Annotated in this window: 25 protein-coding genes and 1 other RNA gene; 11 read left to right on the top strand and 15 right to left on the bottom strand. The window is 59.1% G+C overall.

Annotation, left to right across the window (positions count from 1 at the left end; translation table 11 throughout):
• Positions 1-59 precede the first annotated feature (59 nt).
• On the bottom strand, positions 60-1,121 hold the full coding sequence (gene hrcA, locus GSQ73_RS13025) for a heat-inducible transcriptional repressor HrcA (RefSeq protein ID WP_158884649.1): 1,062 nt from the start codon (positions 1,119-1,121) through the stop codon (positions 60-62).
• A 122-nt stretch (positions 1,122-1,243) separates the two neighbouring features.
• Here hrcA and recN point away from each other — a divergent pair, with 122 nt between their 5' ends.
• Positions 1,244-2,917: a DNA repair protein RecN gene (gene recN, locus GSQ73_RS13020; RefSeq protein WP_158884647.1), complete on the top strand. Its 1,674-nt coding sequence runs from the start codon at positions 1,244-1,246 to the stop codon at positions 2,915-2,917.
• A gap of 32 nt (positions 2,918-2,949) precedes the next feature.
• On the opposite strand, the gene GSQ73_RS13015 is transcribed toward recN, so the two are convergent.
• Entirely contained in the window at positions 2,950-3,585 is a 636-nt protein-coding gene (locus tag GSQ73_RS13015; protein ID WP_158884645.1) for a response regulator transcription factor, read from the bottom strand.
• Positions 3,586-3,658: 73 nt separating this feature from the next.
• Here GSQ73_RS13015 and GSQ73_RS13010 point away from each other — a divergent pair, with 73 nt between their 5' ends.
• Positions 3,659-5,257, top strand: coding sequence for an MASE1 domain-containing protein (locus GSQ73_RS13010; RefSeq protein WP_158884643.1), 1,599 nt, complete (start codon positions 3,659-3,661; stop codon positions 5,255-5,257).
• Between the two features lie 285 nt (positions 5,258-5,542).
• Here the strand turns inward: GSQ73_RS13010 and fur are convergent, their stop codons facing one another.
• Positions 5,543-5,965 carry a ferric iron uptake transcriptional regulator gene (gene fur, locus GSQ73_RS13005; RefSeq protein WP_158884641.1) on the bottom strand — a complete coding sequence of 141 codons (423 nt, stop codon included), beginning with the start codon at positions 5,963-5,965 and terminating at the stop codon, positions 5,543-5,545.
• Between the two features lie 73 nt (positions 5,966-6,038).
• On the opposite strand from fur, the gene bamE reads away from it, so the two are divergent.
• Positions 6,039-6,512, top strand: coding sequence for an outer membrane protein assembly factor BamE (bamE, locus tag GSQ73_RS13000; protein ID WP_158884639.1), 474 nt, complete (start codon positions 6,039-6,041; stop codon positions 6,510-6,512).
• A 23-nt stretch (positions 6,513-6,535) separates the two neighbouring features.
• On the opposite strand, the gene GSQ73_RS12995 is transcribed toward bamE, so the two are convergent.
• Together GSQ73_RS12995 and GSQ73_RS12990 are read right to left on the bottom strand one after the other, a co-directional pair.
• Positions 6,536-6,820: an RnfH family protein gene (locus tag GSQ73_RS12995; RefSeq protein ID WP_158884637.1), complete on the bottom strand. Its 285-nt coding sequence runs from the start codon at positions 6,818-6,820 to the stop codon at positions 6,536-6,538.
• Positions 6,813-7,244 carry a type II toxin-antitoxin system RatA family toxin gene (locus tag GSQ73_RS12990; RefSeq protein WP_158884635.1) on the bottom strand — a complete coding sequence of 144 codons (432 nt, stop codon included), beginning with the start codon at positions 7,242-7,244 and terminating at the stop codon, positions 6,813-6,815. Before GSQ73_RS12990 ends, GSQ73_RS12995 begins: the two co-directional genes overlap by 8 nt.
• Before the next feature lie 81 nt (positions 7,245-7,325).
• Between GSQ73_RS12990 and smpB the strand changes: the two genes are divergently transcribed.
• Positions 7,326-7,814: an SsrA-binding protein SmpB gene (smpB, locus tag GSQ73_RS12985; protein ID WP_158884633.1), complete on the top strand. Its 489-nt coding sequence runs from the start codon at positions 7,326-7,328 to the stop codon at positions 7,812-7,814.
• Between the two features lie 34 nt (positions 7,815-7,848).
• On the opposite strand, the gene ssrA is transcribed toward smpB, so the two are convergent.
• Positions 7,849-8,203: a transfer-messenger RNA gene (gene ssrA / locus GSQ73_RS12980) on the bottom strand.
• Between the two features lie 222 nt (positions 8,204-8,425).
• Between ssrA and GSQ73_RS12975 the strand changes: the two genes are divergently transcribed.
• Together GSQ73_RS12975 and GSQ73_RS12970 are read left to right on the top strand one after the other, a co-directional pair.
• Complete coding sequence (locus GSQ73_RS12975) at positions 8,426-8,749, top strand: cytochrome c (RefSeq protein ID WP_158884631.1); 324 nt, start codon at positions 8,426-8,428, stop codon at positions 8,747-8,749.
• A 19-nt stretch (positions 8,750-8,768) separates the two neighbouring features.
• A complete protein-coding gene (locus GSQ73_RS12970) occupies positions 8,769-9,122 on the top strand; it encodes a cytochrome c (protein ID WP_158884629.1) in 354 nt (117 codons plus the stop codon).
• 71 nt (positions 9,123-9,193) lie between these two features.
• On the opposite strand, the gene GSQ73_RS12965 is transcribed toward GSQ73_RS12970, so the two are convergent.
• Positions 9,194-9,802: an NfuA family Fe-S biogenesis protein gene (locus tag GSQ73_RS12965; protein ID WP_158884627.1), complete on the bottom strand. Its 609-nt coding sequence runs from the start codon at positions 9,800-9,802 to the stop codon at positions 9,194-9,196.
• Between the two features lie 148 nt (positions 9,803-9,950).
• Here GSQ73_RS12965 and GSQ73_RS12960 point away from each other — a divergent pair, with 148 nt between their 5' ends.
• Positions 9,951-10,292, top strand: a complete 342-nt coding sequence (locus GSQ73_RS12960; protein ID WP_158884625.1) for a 4a-hydroxytetrahydrobiopterin dehydratase — start codon at positions 9,951-9,953, stop codon at positions 10,290-10,292.
• 8 nt (positions 10,293-10,300) lie between these two features.
• Here the strand turns inward: GSQ73_RS12960 and GSQ73_RS12955 are convergent, their stop codons facing one another.
• Entirely contained in the window at positions 10,301-11,299 is a 999-nt protein-coding gene (locus GSQ73_RS12955) for an RluA family pseudouridine synthase (protein ID WP_158884623.1), read from the bottom strand.
• Positions 11,300-11,634: 335 nt separating this feature from the next.
• On the opposite strand from GSQ73_RS12955, the gene GSQ73_RS12950 reads away from it, so the two are divergent.
• A complete protein-coding gene (locus GSQ73_RS12950) occupies positions 11,635-14,775 on the top strand; it encodes an Rne/Rng family ribonuclease (protein ID WP_158884620.1) in 3,141 nt (1,046 codons plus the stop codon).
• 71 nt (positions 14,776-14,846) lie between these two features.
• Here GSQ73_RS12950 and GSQ73_RS12945 read toward each other — a convergent pair whose 3' ends face one another.
• The 4 genes from GSQ73_RS12945 to GSQ73_RS12930 all read right to left on the bottom strand — a co-directional run bounded on the left by GSQ73_RS12945 (position 14,847) and on the right by GSQ73_RS12930 (position 17,370).
• Positions 14,847-15,509 carry a response regulator gene (locus GSQ73_RS12945; protein WP_158884618.1) on the bottom strand — a complete coding sequence of 221 codons (663 nt, stop codon included), beginning with the start codon at positions 15,507-15,509 and terminating at the stop codon, positions 14,847-14,849.
• Between the two features lie 161 nt (positions 15,510-15,670).
• Complete coding sequence (locus GSQ73_RS12940) at positions 15,671-15,916, bottom strand: hypothetical protein (protein ID WP_158884616.1); 246 nt, start codon at positions 15,914-15,916, stop codon at positions 15,671-15,673.
• A gap of 247 nt (positions 15,917-16,163) precedes the next feature.
• Positions 16,164-16,340, bottom strand: coding sequence for a hypothetical protein (locus GSQ73_RS12935; protein ID WP_158884614.1), 177 nt, complete (start codon positions 16,338-16,340; stop codon positions 16,164-16,166).
• Between the two features lie 412 nt (positions 16,341-16,752).
• A complete protein-coding gene (locus GSQ73_RS12930; protein ID WP_158884612.1) occupies positions 16,753-17,370 on the bottom strand; it encodes a GIY-YIG nuclease family protein in 618 nt (205 codons plus the stop codon).
• A gap of 152 nt (positions 17,371-17,522) precedes the next feature.
• Between GSQ73_RS12930 and GSQ73_RS12925 the strand changes: the two genes are divergently transcribed.
• Positions 17,523-18,155: an NAD(P)H-dependent oxidoreductase gene (locus tag GSQ73_RS12925; RefSeq protein ID WP_158884610.1), complete on the top strand. Its 633-nt coding sequence runs from the start codon at positions 17,523-17,525 to the stop codon at positions 18,153-18,155.
• A 55-nt stretch (positions 18,156-18,210) separates the two neighbouring features.
• On the opposite strand, the gene GSQ73_RS12920 is transcribed toward GSQ73_RS12925, so the two are convergent.
• Positions 18,211-18,801: a type 1 glutamine amidotransferase domain-containing protein gene (locus GSQ73_RS12920; RefSeq protein ID WP_158884608.1), complete on the bottom strand. Its 591-nt coding sequence runs from the start codon at positions 18,799-18,801 to the stop codon at positions 18,211-18,213.
• Positions 18,802-18,998: 197 nt separating this feature from the next.
• Here GSQ73_RS12920 and GSQ73_RS12915 point away from each other — a divergent pair, with 197 nt between their 5' ends.
• On the top strand, positions 18,999-19,151 hold the full coding sequence (locus GSQ73_RS12915) for a DUF3309 family protein (protein ID WP_216844814.1): 153 nt from the start codon (positions 18,999-19,001) through the stop codon (positions 19,149-19,151).
• Between the two features lie 75 nt (positions 19,152-19,226).
• Entirely contained in the window at positions 19,227-19,835 is a 609-nt protein-coding gene (locus GSQ73_RS12910) for a UdgX family uracil-DNA binding protein (protein ID WP_158886469.1), read from the top strand.
• Between the two features lie 13 nt (positions 19,836-19,848).
• Here GSQ73_RS12910 and GSQ73_RS12905 read toward each other — a convergent pair whose 3' ends face one another.
• The gene (locus GSQ73_RS12905) at positions 19,849-22,938 is read right to left on the bottom strand and encodes an error-prone DNA polymerase (protein WP_158884604.1); all 3,090 of its coding nucleotides are present in this window, start codon (positions 22,936-22,938) and stop codon (positions 19,849-19,851) included.
• On the bottom strand, positions 22,935-24,338 hold the full coding sequence (locus tag GSQ73_RS12900) for a DNA polymerase Y family protein (protein ID WP_158884602.1): 1,404 nt from the start codon (positions 24,336-24,338) through the stop codon (positions 22,935-22,937). The genes GSQ73_RS12905 and GSQ73_RS12900 overlap by 4 nt, the downstream gene beginning before the upstream one ends.
• Positions 24,339-24,343 lie beyond the last annotated feature (5 nt).

The following is a 24,343-nucleotide window of genomic DNA, read 5'->3' as shown; positions in this document are numbered from 1 at the left end:
TCCTGACCGACAAGTTTATCGGCCATCGATTTTTGCGGAAATCCCGCTCCCGTCGCGGGTTATGAGGCCATCGCGGCGCGATTCAAGGCGTCGCTGAGCAATCCGGCCGTCGCCTGCACAACGGGTATGACGCGTTCGTAAGCCATGCGCGTGGGACCGATAACGCCCACCGCGCCGAGAACCCGGCCTTGTGCGCCGTAACTGGCCGTGACGACGCTGCAACCATCCAGTGCCGTGAAGCCCGACTCCTCGCCGATGAACAGCTGCACGCCAGGCGCACGGGCGCACACCTCCATCAATTGCAGCAATTCGTTTTTCTGCTGGAACGCGTCGAACAACTCGCGCAACCGTTGCAGGTTCGCCAGTTCCGAATAGGCCATGAGGTTGGTCTGGCCGCTGACCAGCATGTCGTTGCCGCCCGCCTGGGGTGCGAACGAAGCGGTAGCCAGTTCCATCGTGCTCGAAAGCAGCCGGTTGAGCTCGCTGCCCGCTTCGCGCAGCTCAGCCAGCAGATGGGCGCGGATATCGTCCACACGCAGCCCGACAAATTGGCTGTTGAGATAGTTGGCGGCCTGTTCGAGTTCGCTGCTGTGCAACGGCTTGGCCAGTTGCACGATGCGGTTCTGCACCTGATTGTCACTGAACACCAGAATCACCAGCACCTGCGCATCGGGAAGCGGCACGAAATCGATGTGGCGCAGCGGGAAATCGACTTGCCGCGGCACCGTGACCACGCCTGCGAAATGCGTCATCGCCGACAAGAGCGCGGAGGCACTTCCCAGCAGGTTGAGCGTGGTGCTCGGGCCCGGCGGAAGCTCACGCTGCAGGCGGTCGATATCGTCCTGCGCCAGCGGCTGCAGTTCGATCAGGCTGTCGACGAACAATCGCAGGCCTCGCGGCGTGGGCACGCGGCCGGCGGATGTATGCGGCGAAGCGACGAGGCCGGCGTCTTCCAGATCGGCCATGATGTTGCGGATGGTCGCCGGGCTCACATCCAGACCGGAAGAACGCGACAGCGTACGCGAGCCGACCGGTTCGCCGTCGGCCAGGTATTGGGAAATCAGCGTGCGCAACAACCGTCGTGCGCGGGCGTCGAGATCGTGGCCGTGGGGAGTGATCATGGATGTAGCAGCCTTTGAGACTCGACAGAAATAAGGTCTTGGCGCTCCGCTTGCAAGTACAACCTGTGTTTTGGCGTAACGGCCTGCCGTTACAATCCATCAACTCCTTCATTAAGCGACTCATGCTTACTTCGCTCTATGTCCGTCATTTTGCCGTCGTTGAAGCGGCCGAGATCGCCTTCGGTCCAGGCCTGACTGTCGTCAGCGGTGAAACCGGCGCCGGCAAATCGCTGATGGTCGACGCATTGATGCTGCTTGCAGGCGCACGCGCCGACAGCGGCATGGTTCGCGCGGGCAGTGATCGCGCCGAACTGGCGGCAGAATTCGACCTTGCCGATTTGCCCGAAGCACGCGACTGGCTGCAGCGCGAAGAACTGGACGAGGACGGAAACTGCCAGTTGCGCCGCGTGATCCGCGCGGAAGGCAGCTCGAAAGCCTGGATCAACGGCCGTCCGGCCAATGCCAGGCAGCTTGGCGAGCTGGCATCGGTGCTGGTCGAAATTCACGGTCAGCACGAACATCAGGCGTTACTTGCGCGCTCCCATCAGCTGGCACTGCTCGATGCTTTTGCAGGCCATGACCGGTTGCTGGCGGATGTTCGGGACAGCGCCTTGCAATGGCGCGAAGCCGGCGCGCGGATCCACAAGCTCAGCGGTGGCGATGATCGCGACCAGCGCATCGAGCTGCTTCGCCATGAACTCGGCGAACTCGAAAAATGGGCGCTGCCGGCCGAAGCGCTGACGGAACTGGAAACGAGCCACAAGCGTTTCGCCAATGCTGGGCGCCTGGCTGAAGGCGCGGCGGGCGTGGTTGATTTGCTGGACGGCGAAAGTGAATTCGCATTGCGCCGCGGGCTGAGTCGCGCGCACGCCGAACTCGGCAAGCTCGTTACACTGGATACCCGCCTTTTGCCTGTACTTGAGTTGCTCGATAACGCTTCCATCCAGCTCGACGAGGCCTCCGATCGTTTGGGCCGCTACGCGCAGGACGTCGACCTCGATCCCGATCGCTATGCGGAAATCGACACGCACCTGGCACGCCTGCACGAACTTTCTCGCAAACATCGCCTGCCTGTTGCCGAATTGCACGATCGGCTCGACGTGTTGCAAGTAGAGTTGGCCGAGCTCGAAAACGCGGGCGAAGCTTTGGAAAAACTGGCCTTGGAGCGAACGCGGTTACACGACCAATACGCGACCCTCGCGTCGAACCTGAGCAAGGCTCGGGCCAACGCGGCAATGCGACTGGGCAAGGAAGTCAGCGCACTGATGACCGAGTTGGGCATGACCGGTGGCGTATTGGCTGTGGAGCTTGAAGCAACCCCCAGCGACGAACCCGATCCGCAAGGCAACGAGCGCTGCGAACTTCTGGTGAGCGCCAATCCCGGCCAGCCGCCCCGCCCGCTGCGCAAGGTCGCATCCGGTGGCGAGCTGGCGCGTATAAGCTTGGCAATCGAAGTGGCCACGCTTGGCAAGGACACCATCGGCACCATGGTTTTCGACGAAGTCGATAGCGGCATTGGCGGCGCGGTGGCTGAAGTGGTCGGACAGAAATTGCGGGCGTTGGGTGTTCAGCGGCAGGTGCTTTGCGTTACCCATCTGCCACAGGTTGCTGCGCAGGGGCATGCGCATCTGCTGGTGAGCAAACAAAGTGACGACGGCTCCACGCACACGCGCATCCATCGCCTCGACGCAGCAGGTCGTCGTGATGAACTGGCACGCATGCTTGGCGGTGTCGAGATCACACGTGAGACGCGAGCCCACGCCAAGCAGATGCTGGAGCGGGCACAGAGTGCCTGAGAATCATCGTCGCGCATCGACTGGCCGTTGTTTCAGCCGTCGATCGGCAAGAGCCCGCGCTCGCTCGCCATGCGATAGAGATCGAGTTCCGACCCTGCCCCCAGCTTGCCCATCAGGCTGGCGCGGTGAATATAGACCGTCTTCTGGCCGATGCCGAGTTCCGCGGCCACCTGCTTGGGCGCGCGTCCACCAGCCAGCAACAGAAAGACCTCGCGCTCGCGTGCGGTCAACCGGTTGATCGGATCGAGAGCAGCGTTGGGACGTTCAGCGCGACGTTGCCGAAGGTCGGAGCTTAAAAAGCATTCGCCGTTCATCACTGCGCGGAGGCCGGCTACCAATTCCTCTGGCGCCACACCCTTGGTCACGTAACCCGATGCGCCACGACGCATGGCTTCGGACACATAGGGATCACCGTCATGCATGCTCAGCACGACAATGCGTGTCTTCGACGCGACGCTGAGCAGATGCTCGATGAGAGGAAGCCCGCTGCCGTCAGGCAGCGACAGATCCAGTGCGACAAGGTCCGGACGCCACTGTCCTACGGCCTCGACCGCGTCGTCCGCGCTTCGGCATTCGGCTACGACGTCGAGGTCGGGCTCAAGCTCGATCAGCCGCTTGAACCCTTCTCGAACGATGGCGTGGTCATCGACCAGAACGATGCTGTACATCGCGCTACTTTACACATTGCACCTGGCCGATGGTCTGCGGCCATGCTGCGGATCGCACATGTACCATCCATGCATGCGCATGAAAACCTTTCGCCTACCTGATTCCGGCCCATTTGTCGGCGCAGCGTATGTCGTGTTCTGGCTGCTGCTGTGGCCGACCGTTCAACCGTACTGGATGCTTCCCTACGGTTTGCGCTTCGGTGCACTGCTGCTCGCGCCGGTTCGTTACTGGGGCTGGCTGCTTGGCGGCGAACTGCTTGCTACCGCAGTTATCAGTCTTGCTCAGGGCGTGCCGGCTGGTTGGGCCGATTTCCTCATCAACGAACTGCCCGAGCCGTTGGTGATGGCTGCCGGTCTGTGGCTGCTGCGGCGATTCAATCTTCATCCCAGCCTGAGCAGTCCCCAGGAAGTGACGCGCCTTCTGCTGTCAGTGCTGTTGATCGTCGCCGCGACGACCGGCGCGGATGCCGCATTGCTGGCGTGGATTCAATCGCCGGATTCGCAGGACTTGATGTTGCGGGTACTCGGCGAGGATCTGCTGAGCCACTACCTGGCCATCCTGCTGGCAGTGCCGCTGATGATTATGCTGCTGCGGGCGCCGTTCGACCGCGGCTCGTTGACCAGCCTTGCGATGGACGGACTTCTGGTCATGCTGCCGTCGATGGTGATACTGGTGCTGCTGTCCGAACGCGCCGCGCCGCAACCGCAATTCGCCCGGGTGCTGTCGCTGGCCCCCGTACTGTTTTTCGCTTTCCGTCACGGTTGGCGAGGTGCCAGTCTGGCGATGATGATTTCCAGCCTCGGCATGACCCTGGTGGATCAACACCTGGGACACGCGCCCTCCGGGGCTGCTGCCTATCTGTTCCTGGCGGTGGCGGGCACCGGCGCGCTGATGCTTGGTTCGGCAACCGATGCGCTGCGACGTAGCAGCGCGCGGGTGGCCGAACAGAACGTCTATCTGGGTTCGGTGAATCGACGGCTGGACCAGCTCGCTCAACAATTACGCGGCGCAGCTCGCGGCAATCTTCAGGCTGACGAGAACCAACGTCGGCATCTCGCAGCCGAGCTGCACGACGAACTCGGACAAAACATCACCGCCATCCAGACGCACGTCAAACTCGCACAGTCCCGATTGCATCAGGCGGGCCTCGAAGACATCAGCACCTCGATCAACACTATCCTCGCGCACATGCGTCGTGCGCTGCATCGTTTGCTGGATGACCTGCGTCCTGCGGTACTGGATGAATTCGGCTTGTTGCGAGCGCTCGACGAGGGCCCGATCCGTGATCTGTTGAACGCCGCCGGCGTGGCCTATCACACCGAGTTGCGCGGTGACCCTCGCCTGCTGGACGACGACACGCGCACGGCGATCTACCGGCTGGCCCAGGAAAGCGCGACCAACGCCGTAAAACACGCGCAGGCAAGCGAATTCAGGGTGCGTCTGCGGATTGGAGAACGCCAGGGCGCCTCGCTGGCCATTCTGGATTTGCGCGACGACGGAGTGGGCCTGCCCGGCCGCCTGCCAAGAGGTGGCCGCGGTCTGCAGGGAATGCGCGACCGCGTTACTTCGTTGGGCGGGCAGTTCCGCTTGAGGCCGGATCACGTCGGTGTTCACCTGAGAATTTTGTTGCGAAGCAACAACATAGGCAATGACCCTGGCCGATCGACCTAGGAATTTTTCCGATACCGCAAACGTAAAGGGTTCGTTACGATCCCGTCATCGATATGGGGGAGCCACCGTCGCAAGATGGTGGATCAGAGTTGTCGTGGGGACGATGGCTCTGAACAAACGGCAGGAAGCCGTTTCGCCGCTATTCGGGCGCTGATTCAGATGACGCGAGTGCGATTCGCACGCCATTTGATATCACCGGATAGGGGAGCAACCGCGGGCGGACAGGAGTCCACTTCGCGGTTTTTTTATGCCTGTACAGTCGCTGCCAGGCGAGGCGGGCTTCGATCAGGGTTTTCGGTTTCCGTGTTTCGGACGCACATAGAGCACGAGGCTGTGATCCTCGATCACGTAACCGTGCCGTGCCGCGATCTCGTGCTGCAAGCGCTCGATCTCCTCGCTCACGAACTCAATCACTTTTCCGCTGTCCACATCGATCATGTGATCGTGGTGTTTGCCGCGATCAAGTTCGTAGACAGCCTGACCACCCTCGAAGTTGTGCTTGACGATGATGCCTGCGGCCTCGAATTGCGTGAGGACGCGATATACCGTCGCCAAGCCGATGTCTTCATGATGGGCCAGAAGTTTGCGATAGACATCTTCTGCGGTGAGGTGACGAACGCCTTCCTCATCGAAGATTTGCAGAATGCGCATGCGTGGGTGAGTGACCTTGAGGCCGACCCTGCGCAACTCGTTTGTTTCCTGGTCCATAGCCACCTCGCGCACGGCGTTGCCAAGCCGGTAGTGTATCATCCGACACCTTTACGATCTGGACGCAACACGCATGCAAAAGCTGATCACCCTGCTGGTTTTCGCCATGCTGGCGCTTTCAATCGCCGGCTGCCACATCGTCTACACACCCGACGTGCAGCAGGGCAATCTGCTTGACAAGAAAGTCGTCGACCAGCTCAAACCAGGCATGACAAAACGCCAAGTCATTGTGTTGATGGGCACGCCTTCGGTCGCCACACCTTTCGATCAGAGTCGATGGGATTACGTCTCGACGATGGCTCGTCGCGGCGGTGAGATGAAAATCCGCACCTTCTCGCTCACGTTCAACAACGACACGCTGGTTCGTACCGAAGGCGACTTCTTCGCACAGGATGCGCAACAGTTGGTCAAGGACAGCAAGAAGTATCACGCCAGCTATCCCGTCAACGAAACTGAAGGTGACAAGAGCACCAACCCCAACGACAAGAAAGACGATGGCGGCTTCGGTTCGGGCAGCAATTCGGGCGATGACAAGAGCGGTCATTGATCGCCAACCAGATTGACCGGAAGTTATGAATCCCGGGCACGTCGACGGCGTGCCTCCATCGGATCACATTCAAGCAGCCGATAGATTTCAACGCGGTCGCCGTCTTTCAGGACGCGTTCCGGGCTGACCTTTTTTCCAAAGATGCCGAGTTGACTTCGCAACGGCCCGTCTGGCGCAAACCGTTGTGCGATGTTCGAAAGTCTTATGGCGTCCGCCACGGTACTGTATTTGGGCAGCTGGACACGCAACACGGTCTGGTTGTCCGGTTCGGCGTAAATTAGCTCGACGCAGATCATCTGCTCAACCATAAGTTCGTTCGGCTTCCTTGCAAAAGTCATCGACCATGCGATTGGCCAATCCCTGAAAACCCAATTTCAGGGCACTGCCACCGAGTCGCCCCGCATATTCGAAATCGAGTGCGAAAGCGATCTTGCTTCCGACATCGCCCAAGGCCGTGAATTCCCACAGGCCGTCCAGGCTCTGGAACGGGCCCTCGACCAGGTTCATCTGCAGTCGGCTAGGCGGATTCATCGAATTTCGTGTCGTGAAGCTCTGCCGAAAACCCGCGAACTTGAGATCCAGTCGAGCCACCAACGCGTTGTTTTCACGCTCGATAATTTCAGCGCCGACACACCAGGGGAAACGCTTTGGGTATGCTTCGACGTCGTTGACCAGATTGAACATCTGCGCCGGCGAGAACTTCACCAGTGCGCTGCGACGGATTTCGATCACGGCAGCCTCTTCACATCACGCTTGGTTCGGCCCGATATGCGGTCACGCCGGCATAAGGCAACGGACCCGAGTTTAGCGGACATGGCCAAAGCGAAGGACAAAGACAACAAGGGCGGCGGGACGATTGCGCTGAACAAACGCGCGCGTTTCGAATATCACATTGATCAGCGTTACGAAGCCGGCATCGCGCTGCAAGGTTGGGAGCTGAAGGCGTTGCGCGCCGGCCGGATCAATTTCGGCGAAAGCTACGCCACGATCAAGAGTGATGAAATATTCCTGGTTGGCGCATCGATTCCACCGTTGATCAGCGCATCCACCCATGTCATCGCCGAGGACCGGCGTACGCGCAAGCTACTGCTTCACCGCAAGGAAATAGATCAACTCGTGGGTGCCGTGGAGCGCAAAGGCTACACGTTGGTGCCTACAGCGATGTACTGGAAAAACGGCCACGTCAAAGTCGAAGTCGGCTTGGCACAGGGCAAGCAAGAACACGACAAGCGCAACACCGAAAAACAACGCGACTGGCAGATTGAAAAACAGCGCACCATGCGCTCTCACAATCGCGTCTGATAAAAAAAGCCCCTGGAAACCAGGGGCTTTGCATTGGTGGAGGTGGCGGGAGTCGAACCCGCGTCCGAGAGCGTTCAACGCCCGGATCTACATGCTTAGCTCACCGTTCGATCTCGTTCCGCGACAAGCACGGCGTGCAAAGCGCACCGCGGAACCAGCCTGATTGATTTGACCTAGTACCGCCAGGCGGCAGTCTTCGGCGATCTCGTGATAATGACCCTACACCGACAAGCACGAGCACAAGTGGGTTCGGGGCTTACGCCTTAAGCGGCGAGAGCGTAGTTGTCGTCGTTGGCAACTAGAAGTTTGCTGCTGGATTAACGAGGAAAGCTGCCCCCTCGGCATGCACCAAGTCATCTCACTACCCCCGTCGAAGCCAGAACACCCCCCGGGGAAAACGATGTGACCCGGCGAGTATATGGGGCTGAAGGTCAGATCATCAATGCAATGATGCAGAACCATCTGGAATACAGCGGCCAGTATGACGTTCATGCGTTGCGCCCACCATCATCGGCTTGCCTCAAACAGTTCCAGTGTTGTTCGCGCTTGAACGCAACGACTATACTTGTGGACTTGTATCCCCCTACCCGCCGCACGTGGGAATGAATTCGATGACTCGACTGCAATTGCTAGCATTGACCGTGGCCGCAGCACTCCTTGCCACTGCCAGTGCGCACGCCGAAGGCGACAAGGCTGCCGGACGCAAACTGATTTATACCTGCGCGGGCTGCCATGGCGTACCGGGCTACAGCAACGCCTATCCGCAGTATCCGGTACCCAAGATTGCCGGGCAGAACGAGCAGTACATCATCAACGCGTTGCACGGCTATCAGAGTGGTGAGCGTGCGCATCCCACCATGGGTGCACAGGCGCAGAGCCTGTCCGAAACGGACATTCAGAATGTCGCCGCCTACCTTTCCAGCCTCGCCAAGTAGTAGCCAAGGATCTCTTCGCATGAATCGTGCGCTTACCCTGATTTCGCTCGGCACTCTGCTGGCGTTCGCTTCCACCCAGTTGCTGGCCAGCGGCAATGCCGAGAGCGGCAAGAAGAAGTCCGCCACGTGCTTTGCCTGCCATGGAACAGATGGCAATGCCGTCGATCCGCAGTACCCGCGACTGGCCGGTCAGTACAACATCTACCTGCAGCAGGTGATGCACGAATACAAGGATGGCCAGCGTAATAACCCGATCATGAAAGGCATGGTGGCCACTTTGTCGGATCAGGACATCGAGGATGTCGCCGCGTATTTTTCGACGCTTCCGACCAAGCTCGACACCTTGAGCGGCCATGTCGAAGGCGACAAGTAAACCCCGCCTGTCGATGCCGCCAAGTGTTGAAACAAGGCCCGCTCATGCGGGCTTTGTCTTTTCAGAAGCTATCAAGCAATAGCTGATTTTCCATTGGCCTTGCTGTAGTACGGCTGCTCGCCACCGGCATGATCGGTAGCGTCCCGAACAGCGGTAATTTCCGGAACAAGCTCGCGCAGAGTCTTCTCCACGCCTTGCTTGAGTGTCACATCGACCATGCCGCAACCATGGCATCCGCCACCGAACTGCAGAAGCACTGCGCCATCCGCGTCGACTTCCAGCAAGGTTACACGTCCTCCGTGCGACGCCAGCTTGGGATTCACTTCGGCATCGAGTACATATCGCACACGTTCGATCAGCCCTGCTTCCGTGCCCGGCACTTCGCCTTTGATCTTCGGTGCGCGAATATTGAGCTGGCCACCGGTCGCGTTGGGTTCGAAGTCGATGGTGGCTTGGTCGAGCCATCGCGCGCTGTCGCCATCAACGTGGAACAAGAAGCCCGCGCATTCGATGGTCCATTCACCGCCGGCAAGGTCGGCGGGCTCGCAGAACTCGAGCTCGCAGTTCGCTGCAGGCGTGCCGGCTGCAGTCACCCGCAAACGGATACTCAGATTGTCGCCGCCCTGTTGCGAAAGAAGTCGCAGGAAGTGTTGCTGCGCGCGTTCCGAAATGTCGATCATGCTTGCTCCAAATATATTCACCGTCATCAACGAAAGTGGCAACGGAAACAGCACCACTTTAGTCCTGTTTCAAATCGGATGCGCGCTTTGACTTTTTGTCGCAAAACTCCAACGCTTTGCTGCTTGCCTTCAATCCAAGGAATTGCCCATGAACACGACCGATCTTGCCAGCGAGCACTGTGAACCGCGCAAGGGTAGCCAACATCTGCTGGACGCCAGTCAGGTTGCATCGCTCCTATCGGAATTGCCTGGCTGGAAGGTGAGCGCAGACGGCAAAGCCATCATCAAGGATTTCAAGTTCGCCGATTTTCACCGAACTCTTGGCTTCATCAATGCTGTCGGCTTCATGGCCAACCATCAGGATCACCATCCCGATGTCGAGGCGGGATACGGGCATTGCCAGTTGCTATGGTCAACCCACGATGTGGGCGGGCTATCCCTGAATGACTTCATCTGCGCGGCTCGCGTGGAAGCGCTGCTCGCGAGCTGAGCGAGGGATCAGAAATCCGTGCGCGATTTTTCCTTCATCCACAACAGGCGTTTGCCTTTCACCGACAACACGTCGAGAAAGTCCTTCAAATCGTCCGGTAGCGGTGTGGAAAAGCTGTACGCGCGGCCGTCCAGCTCGAAGCTCATGTGGGAAGCGTGCAGGAACATCCGATTGAGCCCCATGTCGCGAAAACGCTTGTTCATTTCGCGATCGCCGTATTTCGGGTCCCCCGCCAGGGGATGACCGATGTGCGCTGCGTGCACGCGAATCTGATGCGTACGGCCTGTACCGAGCGTAGCCTGCATCAATCGCGCGCTGGGGTATTGCTCCATTTCGCGAAAGAAGGTGAGCGACGGTTTGCCGTTTTCGGCGACTCGCACCATCCGTTCCCCGCCCTGCAAGACCGATTTGAGAAGCGGTGCGTTGACATCGAATTTGGCTTTGGACGGGTGGCCAAGCATCAGACAAAGATACTGTTTGGTGACCTCGCTCCCCCGAATGGCAGCCTGCAAACCTGTCAGACCCACGCGGGTCTTGGCGAAAACCAGCACGCCGCTGGTGTCCCGATCGAGTCGGTGGACCAATTCCAGATGGTCTTGCGACCGCGCAGCGCGCATCAACTCGATGGCGCCGTGGCTGACGCCGCTACCGCCATGGCTGGCGACGCCGGATGGCTTGTCGATCACCAGAAAGTGTTTGTCCTCGAAAATAATCGCTTCCGCCACTTCAGCCACCTGGCTTGTGGCCGGCCCCATCCGGTCCGGCCGTTCCGCGACGCGCACTGGTGGAATGCGCAGCATGTCGCCGGTGGTGAGACGGGTATCAGGTTTGGCCCTTTTGCCGTTCACTCGCACCTGCCCGGTGCGCAACAGGCGGTAAATCATGCTCTTGGGCACGCCCTTGAGCATGGTGACCAATGCATTGTCGATACGCTGGCCGTCTCGCTCGGGACCGATCTCGACTTGACGTACACCTTGAGGTGCGTCGGGGGAAGTTGCCGTCTGCATTGAAAAAAACCTGCTGAAATAGGATACTCGGCGGGCGCTACATTCTGCCCATCGATGTGTGGATCGGGCCGGATGCCCTGCCGTAACGTCGGCGAGGATTGCTCCATCTGCTGTCAGCAGCTGGTCGCGGCTCCGTTTCATCGTAACGGTTCAGGCTGTTGTTGTCCGATGCCATGTGGGTATCGGAACTACAGGCGTTGTTGACCGAATCATCCCCGACACCGGTAACGGTGCCGTCATTTTTGCCGCTTAACCGCAGCGGCGCGATCCACGGCAGGCCGCCAAAACCGGCGCCACCGCGGCGCGCGACGCGCGACAAGCCGAGGATTACCACCATGAAACGTATGTTGATCAACGCGACTCAGCGTGAAGAGTTGCGTGTGGCTATTGTCGATGGTCAGAACCTTTACGACCTGGACATCGAAATTCCTTCACGGGAACAGAAAAAATCCAATATTTACAAAGGTCGAATCACTCGAGTTGAAGCTTCACTCGAAGCTTGTTTCGTCGAGTACGGCGCCGAGCGTCATGGTTTCCTTCCGCTGAAGGAAATTTCCCGCGACTACTTCACCACCGGCCTGGATCCCCACAAGGCGACCATCCGCGAACTGATCAAGGAAGGTCAGGAAGTCGTGGTCCAGGTGGAAAAAGAGGAACGCGGCAACAAAGGCGCTGCCCTGACCACGTTCATCAGTCTGGCCGGCCGCTACATGGTGTTGATGCCGAACAACCCGAAAGCCGGGGGTGTCTCGCGTCGCATCGAGGGTGAAGATCGGCAGGCGCTGAAGGAAGCTTTGGACCATGTGACCGTGCCCGACGATGTCGGCTTGATCGTGCGTACAGCCGGCCTCGGCCGCGACGCTGAAGAGCTGCAATGGGATCTCGACTATCTGCTGCAGCTGTGGAAATCGATCTCCGCGGCCGCAACTTCGCAGAAAGCACCTTTTCTGATCTATCAGGAATCGAAACTTTTCATCCGCGCCCTGCGCGACTACCTGCGCAGCGATATCGGCGAAATCCTGGTTGACGAGGAATCGCTCTACAACGATGCGCGCGATTTCATGCAGCAGGTGATGCCCAACGCGTTGCGCAAATTGAAGCTGTACAAGGACGACACTCCGCTGTTCACGCGCTACCAGATCGAGACCCAGATCGAGAGCGCGTTCGACCGCCAGGTCCGCCTGCCCTCCGGCGGCTCGATCGTCATCGACCAGACCGAAGCGCTGACTGCGATCGACATCAACTCCTCGAAGGCCACCAAGGGCAGCGACATCGAGGAAACCGCGTTCAACACCAATTGCGAAGCAGCGGTGGAAATCGCCCGTCAGGCGCGTATCCGCGATGCTGGCGGCCTGATCGTGATCGATTTCATCGACATGGACAGCCCCAAGCATCAGCGCGAAGTCGAGGAAAAACTGAAAGAAGCGCTCAAGCAAGATCGCGCCCGCGTACAGATCGGGCGCATCTCGCGTTTCGGGTTGCTCGAAATGTCGCGCCAGCGTCTGCGCCCCAGCCTGGGAGAAGCGAGCCAGATCACATGCCCTCGCTGCGAAGGACACGGGCACATTCGCGGCGTCGAGTCACTCTCGCTATCGACGTTGCGCTTGATCGAAGAGCACGCCATGAAGGACAACACCGGTCAGGTGTTGGTGCAGGCGCCTAGCAGTGTCGTGAACTTCCTGCTCAATGAAAAACGCGCCAGTGTGGTCGAGATCGAACTGCGCCACAAAGTGCATGTGATGATCGTCGCCGACGAGAAGCTTGAAACCCCGCACATCGAGATTCAGCGTATCCGCGAAGCGGACATGGGCGAACACAGCAAGCCGAGTTACGAACGCCTGACCACCGTGGAAACGGCTGAACTGCCCAAAATGGGCCAAGCGCTTGGCAGCGGCGAGCAGCCTGCCGTAAGCGGCATCGTTCCGTCGAGCCCTGCACCCATACGTGAAGAGTCCGCAACACCTGTCGCGCCCGTTGCACGTCCGTCGGCTCGCCGTTCGCCTGTTGCCGCTACGCCCGCGCCTTCCACCGGGGTTATCTCCCGACTGCTGGGCTGGTTCCGCGGTGATCAGGCAACTCCGGCCTCGAAAGCCAATGCCAACACCAATGACGCCGATCGCAACCAGCGGCGCGACGAACGTCCGAACCGTGGCGCCGGCTCGAATACGTCGAATACTTCCGCGCGTCCGCCACGTCGTGACGGAAGCCAGCCTTCGAATCGGACGGGCGCACCGCCGAATCAAAAAGGTCACCGTTCGCGCAACAACGAGCCCCAGGGTCGTCAGCCGGCACCCGCTCAGAACATCGCGCGCGCGGAGCGTCAACCCAAGCCAGTAACGGAAGCTGCTCCCAAAACCGAGCGTGCGGAGCGCAAACCAAATCCGCAGCTTAATCAGCAGCCCAAAGCGGACCGACCGCAGCGCGATATAGCGGCTGCTCGCCCTGCTCCAGTTTCCTCGGAAGAAATCGCCAAGGACGCGGCATTGCTTGCGCCGACTGTCGATACCAGTGCTTTGGACAATGTCGGGAATACAACCGAGACGGAAGCTGATGGCGCCGGTTCGCGCCGTCGTCGCGGACGCCGCGGTGGACGCCGCCGTCGCCGCCATGAGGACACAGCCCCGAATGTTTCGGGGAGCGAGGCTGTTCAAGCGGAAGCCCTCGATGATGAGGATCGCGACGAAGCACCTGCGAATTCCGATATCAAGGCTCCTCCGCGCGACGAACCGGCAAAGGTTGAAACGGTGGCCCATGCTGCCAGGGAAATCGCGGCCGCTACGGCGGTTGTCATCGCCAATACAGTTCAGAACGACGGGGGCTCGAACAGCAAGCCCGTTAACGAGGACCGGAAGTCAGCAGCAGAGAACGGAGAACCCCCCGCGGCTGCTTTGGTCGAAAAGTCTACGGAGATTCGCGCCGATGCGACATTGGTCAAGGAAGAGGTAGCGCCTGCACCGCCGCAAGTCCCGGCCTCCTTTAACCTCCCTACTCTGCCGCCGCTCGCTGATCACGTAAAGGCATCGGCAGTCTCCAATGAGGCAACGGATTCGGTGCATGTAGATCTGAGCACGTCATTAGCTTCCGCGAATACAGACGGCTATCTGACAAAGCCCGCCGGTGACGTTATCGCGACTCCTAGCCAGATCGACAAGTCTGAAGACGAGCCTGCACCGTCTACTGCTTCGGCATCTTTCACCACGGTTTCGGCACAAGCAGCCTCGGCAGAGCAGCCTGTGGTTTCGCACCTGACCTCTGTTTCGGCACGAGCGGGCTTGGTTGCCAAGGATGCTGACGCTCACGTTGCCGTGGCCGCCGCCGATACTTCACCGGACGCGGAAACCCAACGTGCTGTAACACCCGAACCACGACAGGGTGATTTACTGACATTGCCCCCGGTGAGTTCCCTGTCGACGAGTTCGATTGAAAACCGCCCCGTCCAGGCTTCCGACGATAACGACGAAGAATCGAAGGGTTGAACTGAATAACGTCCGCAACAAAAAGGCCGAACTTGTGTTCGGCCTTTTTTTATCAGTTGCGAAAAGCATGCTTACAACGACGGTGTTCCGACGTGATGATTGGGACTATCAAGCAACCCGTGCACAGTCATGAGGTGTGCCAGGCTCAGGACATGGTCGACGTGCAGTTTTTCCATCAGGCGCTGTTTGTAGGTCGATACAGTCTTGGGGCTCAGACTGAGCTGCTCTCCGATCGCCGTAAGAGGTTTTCCGCGAACCAGCATCATCGCCACTTCGAGTTCGCGACTGGAAAGAACGTCGAAGGGTGAACTGTGACCATCGAGCGTGGCAAGGGCGAGTTGCTGCGCCACGGCCGGAGCGAGATAGCGGCGGCCAGTGGCAACCTGCTTGACCGCCAAGACCAGTTCGTTTGCGCTGCAGCCTTTTGTCAAATACCCGAGCGCGCCGGCATCGAGGAGACGTTTCGGAAAACGCGCATCGTCAACCACCGTCACGATGATGATGCGCGTCGACATCTTGGAACGACCGATTCGTTCGGTCAGCTCGATTCCGCTCATGCCTGGCATGTGGACGTCGACCAGTGCGATATCCGGCGCCAGTGAGCGAATCAGCCGAAGCCCTTCTTCGGCGCTATCCGCTTCGCCAACGACCTCTATATCCGGCTGCTGTTGCAAAATCATCCGGAAGCCGGTCCGCACCAGCTCGTGGTCATCAACCAAAATTACACTGATCACTATCACGCCCTCCTTGGTTGGGCTGCACGAAAATAGGGCGTCGTGCAATGCATTACAACATGTCGGCTAATGCTTTACGCAGCTCTCAGGATCGAGTGGCCGCTGACACCGGAACGTACCCCTGAACCACATCCTGTGGTCTTGTCATCTCAATTGACGCGTCAGGCCGCCAACTTCCTGCTGACGGCCTGACTTAAAAAATCCCCGTATCGCCCAAGGATGATGGTGGATTGCGGACCGGGCATTTCGACGCAAATCTGGCGACCCGATCGCAGATGCTCATCGCGTGCCATCTCCCGGGCCAGCTTGATCGCCGGAGCCAGTTTCATGTCGCTGAATAGCGCCACATGCGACCGGCAAACGCTCCAACTACCTTTCGTGGAAGCCTTGAGTTCGATAGTTACCATGACGTCCCCATCCAGCGAGCAAGAAGGATGGGGTGCAATCCGGATCAAGCCGCAGATCCCCCGTATCCCAGGCTGAAATGTGCCATGGGCGAATGCGGCGATATGTCGGCCAAAGCCTACATATCGTGTGCGGGAATGAGTCTGAAGGAACCTCAGGCAATAATTGCAATGTATTAAGAAGCTGGCGCCATCGTCAGACAGGTCGTGCCGTCACACTCGACATCCTTACGCAAGCCTCAGGACCCTTTCACCCCACCACGAATCTCTGACCAAACTTCTCTGCGTGCGCTGCGACGTAAGCATCGAAAAAATCCTGATCCGATGCGTACGTATTGGCTTGCAGCTCGCTGGAAAGATCTCCATCCATCCGATCTTTTATTTCACTGAAATCGAACGATTCGTCGTTGTAAGTAACCGTGCTCATATGAAGGCCTCGCATGAAAAAAAAGTGGCGTCATCGAAGACTGAAACTACTTTCGTCAACCAGACGTGTTTGAAAGCTGAACTTCAAGTCGTTCGTTCCATGGCATCACGTCGCTTTGAAGGTCGCGCGAGTACATAACGTCGCTAGTACATAACGTTTTGATGCAACGCTCAGGGACTAACGATGAAAATCGAGTCGACCGCCCAACGATGCGCGCACCCGCACTGCGCATGCCACGTCAAACCCGGCGATGCTTACTGCAGCGAACACTGCCGGAAACGCGTGGAGTCACCGTTGTCCGACATGCAAGGTCTTTGTCAGTGCGGACACGACGAATGCGAAGAAAGAAATAACGATCATCCTTGACCGCACGCACACGACACGCAAAAACCAAGGGCAGAAAGTTTGCTCGCTAACTAGCGGAACCGAAGAATCCCGGGTTTTCATACCACTCGAATACTTGAGCGGAGACTTTCGCCTGAACGTCCACGCCAAGCGCGCTGTACATACCCAGCATGCTCCGTAGGTTTCGTTCCGTTTTGGTCACCGCGAAGTTGAAGTGCTCATACTCCACCACTTCCAGCATGCGCGATGCCCATTGGTAGAGTTGATCGCTCCATGCATCCAGTTGACCTCTCAGCCAGGGACGAAGGGGGGCGTGAAGCGCGAATCCCTCCGCGAGACTTACTTCTCTTGCAACAGCATTCACCAGTGGATCGATGCCGCGATACCACTCCGTATGCCCTGCCGCGGATCGCGGCACGACCAGCGGTGCGAGTGCTCGATAGTCAACAAATGTCTCGATGAACATTCGTTCGATGCGTCGTGCATCGCGTAGGCGATCCGTTTCAATCAAAAGACCACGGTCGAGATCGAAGAACTCATGGAAACGAGAATGCAGTGTCCGAAAACGGTGGAGCGGATCGCGTGAAAATCCGATCTTGAGCAGATCCTGGTCGCGGCATGGCAGAACGTAAACGTAAGTCCGTCCGCGTTCTGCGCGTCTGGGGTAATCAGCTTGTTCGTCCACGACAATGCTCGACTTGAAGATTACTCAAAGTGTTCCAGCAGGCCGGTGTTCCGCGTGAATGAATCCGTCGACGCCGACACGACCGTCCCTTCATCCCCGAGCGACGCAGCGCCGCCTACGCTCTGCTCTCTCGCTCAGCCATGGAAATGAACATGACGGATTCAAAGAAGAATGGGGCGTCGCTTTCCGCCTTCGGTCTGAATTGCACGCTCAAATCTGGCTCGGAAACATCATCGACACAAAAATTGCTGGATCAGATTCTGCATGCATTGGCGGGCTACGGTGTTGAAACCTCCTCCGAGCGCATCGCCGACTACAACGTGAAACCGGGCGTCAAGGCCGATGAAGGCGAAGGCGATGAATGGCCGCCCATACGCCAGAAGATACTCGACGCCAACATTCTGGTTTTCACCACGCCGATCTGGATGGGGCAATCATCCAGCATGGCGCAGCGTGTGCTTGAACGGATGGATGCATTTCTCGATGAGATCGATGACGACGGCCGCTATCCCACGTTCGGACGCGTGGCTATCGTCGGCATCGTCGGCAACGAAGACGGGGCTCACCACATCACCGCCGAACTCTATCAAGGCCTCGCCGACCTTGGGTTCACGATACCGGGTGGCAGTTCGGCGTACTGGGTTGGTGAGGCGATGGGCAGCACCAACTACGTGGACTTGAAGAAGACCCCGCCAAAGCTCGCCAGTACCATCAAGACAATGGCGTGCAACGCTGTGCACCTTGCTGCCTTGCTGAGAAGTCATCCCTACCCTTCGCCTTCCTGATCGATTCAAGAAAACGGATCGTGCAAACAGCGCGATCCGTATCGACCATTAGCAATCAGACGGCCAATTGATCGATAAGCGTTCTCGCGAAAGCGGGAATATCATCGGGCTTGCGGCTGGTAATCAGCTGTCCATCGTGAACCACTTCGCGGTCTTCCCACGTCGCACCGGCATTTTCCAGGTCCGCGCGCAGCGATGGCCACGACGTCATCGTGCGTCCTTCGACCAGCTGTGCATCGATCAATGTCCAAGGACCATGGCAAATGGCAGCGATGGGTTTACCTGATTCGCCAAAGGCCTTGATCAGCTCCACAGCTGCGGATTCCAGCCGGAGCTTGTCCGGATTCATCACGCCACCCGGAAGTACCAGCGCGTCATAGTCCGCCTCGTCCGCATCGGCGAGTGCGACATCGACATCAACGGATTTTCCCCAATCCTTCTTGTCCCAACCCTTGATTTTCGAAGCACCACCAGGAGCGATGACGCTGACTTCGGCACCGGCTTCCTCAAGCAGTCGTTTCGGTTCGGTGAGTTCGGATTGCTCGAAACCATCGGTAGCGAGGATGGCAATGCTTCGTCCGCTGAGTCGAGACGACTGATCGCTCGTTCCTGATTTTGTGTTTGCGCCGTTGGTTGGTGCGGTCATGCTTTTCTCCTTGGGATGAAAAGCACAGGCTGATATTTCCGGCATGCAGAACACGTCGCTGCATCGTGAGCCTGTCGTGATATTGGGTGATGGACCGTCAGCTTGACGATTCGTCGACGAGGTACTTGCGAAGGTGCAATTGCTATTGCGCATACCGCAGCTGCTCAAGCCACCATCACGAGGAAAAAATCATGACTATTTCAACCCTGTTGATCATCGTGCTCATCCTGCTGCTGATCGGCGCCATTCCGGCATGGCCGTACAGTCGCTCGTGGGGTTACCGTCCGGTTGGTGGGCTCGGACTGGTCATCGTCATCGTGATTGTGTTGCTGCTTCTGGGCGTGATTTAGGAATCGCGCACACAACGTGAATTCTGCCCAAACTGGTATAGCGGAAACTGTGCCGCTGGCCAAACGGGCAGCGACATTCCATCTGGCAATCTCGATACGTTACGGCGCAAATCCAAGGCGTGTCGGGATTGCCCGCTCTGGCGTCATGCGACGCAAACTGTATTTGGTGAAGGACCGCAGCACGCATCCATCGTGATGATCGGCGAACAGCCGGGCAATCATGAAGACATCGCAGGCAAACCTTTCGTAGGTCCCGCAGGACAATTGCTCGACCGCGCAATGGAAGAAGCGGGCCTCGATCGCGCTCAGATATATCTGACCAACACCGTGAAGCATTTCAAGTACGAGACGCGTGGCAAGGCACGACTGCATAAGCGAGCCAATGCATCCGAGCAGGCAGCATGTCGCCAGTGGTTGGCGGCGGAATTGTTGCGCGTCCATCCCCGAATCATCATTGGTCTTGGTGCCATGGCGGCACAGACGATGTTCGGCAACGCTTTCCGAATCACTAAAGAACGCGGCCGATGGCAACAGCTAGGCGATGATGTTCGCGGTCTGGCCACTTGGCATCCGTCGGCCGTGCTGCGCATGCCGAAGGAAGAACGCAGGCACGAAGCCTTCGCCGAGCTGGTGGAGGACCTGAGCAAGGTCGCTGACGCCCTCGCCGACCTTGGACCCTCGTAGGTAACAATTCAACTCAATGGAAATCACGCGACCGTGCATCCAGCGCACCGAGCAGAGGCGTGAGGTCTTTCAATCGATGGGCGATCAGGTGACTGACGCCGTCCACGTGTTCCCACTGCCCTTCCACCGCCAGCAGACGCGCTTGCAACAACGGACGACGTTGCGCATCGGCCACGTGTCGCCACACCACAACATTGATCAAGCCATGTTCGTCTTCCAGCGTCAGAAAAATGATGCCGCTGGCGGTTTGTGGTCGCTGTCGTGAAGTCACCAGTCCGGCCACGCGCACGCGACTGTTATGCGGCTGCGTGCGCAGCATTTTTCCGTCAAGGCAATGGGCCGCATTGAGGCGGGCGCGAATCTGTTTCAGCGGATGCGGCCCAAGGCTGACACCCACGCGTGCATAGTCGGCGAGCGTGTCTTCCGCCTGCGTAGGTAGTGGCAAAATCACCGCCTGCTCGGCCGGGCTTTCGATGCCGAACAACGGCCATTGTGCCTCGACACCAGCGACTGCCCAACGCGCGTGATGACGATGGCCGGCCAGCCCGCGCAGCGCCGCCGCGTCGGCGAGCAGATCCTGTTGGCGGCGATCCAGATCGGCACGTGCACAAAGATCGGCGATGTCGATGAAAGTTTTTAGCTTGCGCGCAGCAGCCAGGCGAAGCGCTGCCGCTTCCGGAAATCCCCGCACCATGCGCAAGCCCAAACGGATCGCGCGTGCATCGGCGTGTCCACGCGCATCGTTTTCCAACGTGCAATCCCAGTCGCTGAAACGCACGTCCACCGGGCGGACTGCGATGCGATGACGTTGCACATCCTGCACGATCTGGCTCGGGCCATAGAAACCCATCGGTTGCGAATTGAGCAACGCGCAGGCGAAAGCCGCAGGGTAATGACGTTTCAACCAGCACGATGCGAAAACAAGATTCGCAAAACTGGCCGCGTGCGATTCGGGAAAACCGTAGGAACCAAAACCCTTGATCTGCTCGAAGATGCGCGCGGCGAATTCCGCCGTGTAATTTCTATCCAGCATGCCCTGCATCAGCTTTTCGCGATGCGGCTCCAGTCCGCCGTGACGTTTCCATGCAGCCATCGAGCGACGTAACTTGTCGGCTTCATCGGCGGAAAAACCCGCAGCCACCATCGCCAGTTTCATCACCTGTTCCTGGAACAACGGCACGCCAAGCGTGCGCTCCAGCACCTCCCTGGATTCCGGCGACGGATAGTCGACCTCTTCCTCGCCGTTTCGACGCCGCAGATACGGATGCACCATGTCGCCCTGGATCGGCCCGGGCCGCACGATCGCCACCTGGATCACCAGGTCGTAGAAATTCGTGGGCCGATGCCGCGGCAACATCGCCATCTGCGCGCGGCTTTCGATCTGGAACACGCCGACGGTATCGGCGCGCCGGATCATCGCGTACGTATCCTTGTCACCGGCATGATTTTTCGCGATCGACGCGATCGTCTTGTCCACGCCGTGTTCGTTCTTCAACAAGCTGAAGCATTTGCGCAGACAGGTCAGCATGCCGAGCGCGAGACAATCGACTTTCAGCATGCGCATGTAATCCAGGTCGTCCTTCTCCCACTGGATCACCGTGCGATCCGGCATCGCCGCGTTTTCGACAGGCACCATTTCGCTCAGCGACGTATTGGAAATCACGAAGCCGCCGACGTGCTGTGACAAATGCCGCGGCATGCCAAGCAATTCAAATGTAAGTTTCAGCACGCGGCGAATGATCGGGCTGTCCGGATCGAAACCCTGTTCGCGCAATCGCTGTTCGCATGTGCTGTCGCCCCAGCCGCGCGCGAAGACATCGCTGAGTTGATCGGCCTGATCCAGCGGCAAACCCAGCGCCTTTGCCACGTCGCGTACGGCGCTCCTTCCGCGATAGCAGATGACCGTAGCCGCCAGGGCGGCGCGTTCGCGTCCGTACTTTTTGTAGATGTACTGGATGACTTCTTCGCGTCGTTCGTGCTCGAAATCAACGTCGATGTCCGGTGGCTCGTCGCGGTCTTCACTGATGAAGCGCGCGACCAGCAGGTTGTTGACCTCCGGGTCCACCTCGGTCACGCCGAGCGCAAAACACACGGCGGAATTGGCGGCCGAGCCTCGTCCCTGACAGAGGATGCCTTCGTCGCGTGCAAAATGGACAATGTCGCGCACGGTGAGAAAGAAGGGTTCGTATTTCTTCAATGCGATCAACGCCAGCTCGTCATCGATCAACTTGCGCACCTTGTCGCTGACGCCATCCGGCCAGCGCCAGCGGATGCCTTCTTCGGCAAGCTGGCGTAACCAACTCGTCGACGAATAACCTTCCGGCACGAGCTCTGTCGGATAGTCGTATTTCAATGCGCTCATGTGGAACATACAGCGCTCGGCGATGTGCACACTTTCCTGCAACAAGGCGTCGGGATACAGATCGACCAGTACATCGCGTCGACGCAGATGCCGTTCGCCGTTGCGGAAGATCAACGCGCCCGCTTCGGCGATCGGCACGCGATGCCGTATTGCAGTGAGCGTGTGTTGCAGCGCCAGTCGACGACGCACGTGCATGTGCACGTCGCCGCTCGCAACGAGCGGCAAATCCAGTGCCCGCCCCAGTTCCTGCAACTCTCGCAGTCGTGTGGCATCGTCCGGCCCGCGATGCAGTTCCACTGAGAGCCACGCGCGATTATCGAACGTGGTGCGCATCCAGCGGCCGTGCGCGATGTTCGGTTGTACCTCGGGAATCCACAAAGCGAGCGTGCCCGGCATTCCGCTTTGCAGGTCTTTGCAGGTGAGTCGATACGTTCCTTTCTCCGACGCTCGACGTCCACAAGTAATCAGTCGACACAGCTCGGTATAGCCCTGCTTGTTCTCGCATAACAGCACCAGCTTCGGACCATCGTTGAGCTGGAATTCCGCGCCGACGATCAGATGCAATCCGATGTCCTGAGACGCCTGATACGCGCGCACGATGCCAGCCAGCGAGCACTCGTCGGTGATCGCCAGCGCGCTGTAACCGCATGCCTTGGCGCGTTCGAACAGCTCGCGTGCGTTCGATGCGCCACGGCCGAAGGAGAAATCAGACAGGCAATGCAGTTCGGCGTAATCAGTCATGCAAACCAGCCCTGCAGCATCCAGCCGGTCTGCTCGCCCGGCTGACAGAAAGCCCACGCATATTGCCCGAGCGACGTTTCGATCACGTAGTAATCGCGGCGCGCCTCGGCGCCATCCCACCAGCCTGTTTCCAGTCGCTCGGGCCCGGCGATGATGCGCGGCGGTGCACCGCGCAACAGCATGGGGCGATCCAGCAGCCAGGTCGGACGCGGATGCGGTTCGTCATAACCAGCGCTTGATTCGGCAACACCCTGTGCGTGTTCGGGACGCGGATCGGTGGTGCTGCCCAGTCGATACACGGCGCGATCGCCCAGCCTTGCGCGCAACCGCTCGCGTAGTTGTGTGATCGGCAAGGCGTTGGCCGGACGTTCGTCGAACAGATCGCGGCCGGTCGGCACAAAACTCGGCAGATCGCGCGCGATCATTCGCAGCGCCAGCACGGGTTCGGGCAGTTGCATCTGTTCCAGTCGTCCGCGCGCCACTTCGAAAAGCATGCCGGCATCGCGCTCGGACGCCAGCAACCCGACCTGCACCTCGGTCGTTCTGCCTTCGCGATGTTCGAGCTTCAACAGGAATCGCTGCACACCGCCGTCTCTGCCCGCCAGGTACGCGCCAAGGTCGCCGGTCATGCGGCGCAGCGGAAAAACCAGCGCGGCGATATTCTCCACTTCGTGCATGAGTTCGACATGCAGGTCGAAAACATCGGGTGGGCGATAGTTGTCGAGTCCCGATGGCGAGTCGCCCAGTAATCGATCGATAGCAGCCAGCAACTCGCTGCCGAATCGTCGACGCAATCCATCGCGCGGCAGTTTCAGCAATTGCCCGAGCGTGCGTATGCCCATGCCCGACAATGCATCGACGGATGCAGCCGGCAGTCGGCTTTTGCGCATTGGCACAGGCTGCAATGCCTGATGCAGGTGATCCGGCGAATGGACGGCCAAACCATCGCGCATGCCCGCCAGCACATAAGCCGCATGCGGCGTCGGTGCGAGTGCGATGCGATGATGGAAACCGAGCGCACCGATATCCTCGCGCAGCATCGTTTCGAATTGTGGCCACGGTCCGAACAGGGCAAGGCTACGACTGACTTCGAGCACGATCGCGTGCGGCAGCAGGCTCACTTCGGAGCTGTAGCGATATGCCACCGCCGCCAGAAAGCGTTGCCAGCGATCGACGGCGCAGGCGTCGTAAGGCAACGCATCGAATTGCGCGAGCAAGGCGTGCGCAGCGATCAGTCGCTGGCCGACCCGCAGCCCGGCGTCGCGTGCCGACGCATTCGCCGCAACGATGACGCGCGCGTTGACGGCGCCATCCACCAAGACCAGAGGACCTTCATCCGCGCGACGGCGAAGGACACCATCCAGCGCGAGATGTGGCAGCAATACGCAAGCCCACAACATGATCG

This window comes from Rhodanobacter sp. L36 (assembly GCF_009765755.1).
Classification (GTDB): Bacteria; Pseudomonadota; Gammaproteobacteria; order Xanthomonadales; family Rhodanobacteraceae; genus Rhodanobacter.
Note: the sequence above shows the minus strand (reverse complement) of the source record. Positions and strands in the feature narration are given on the sequence as shown.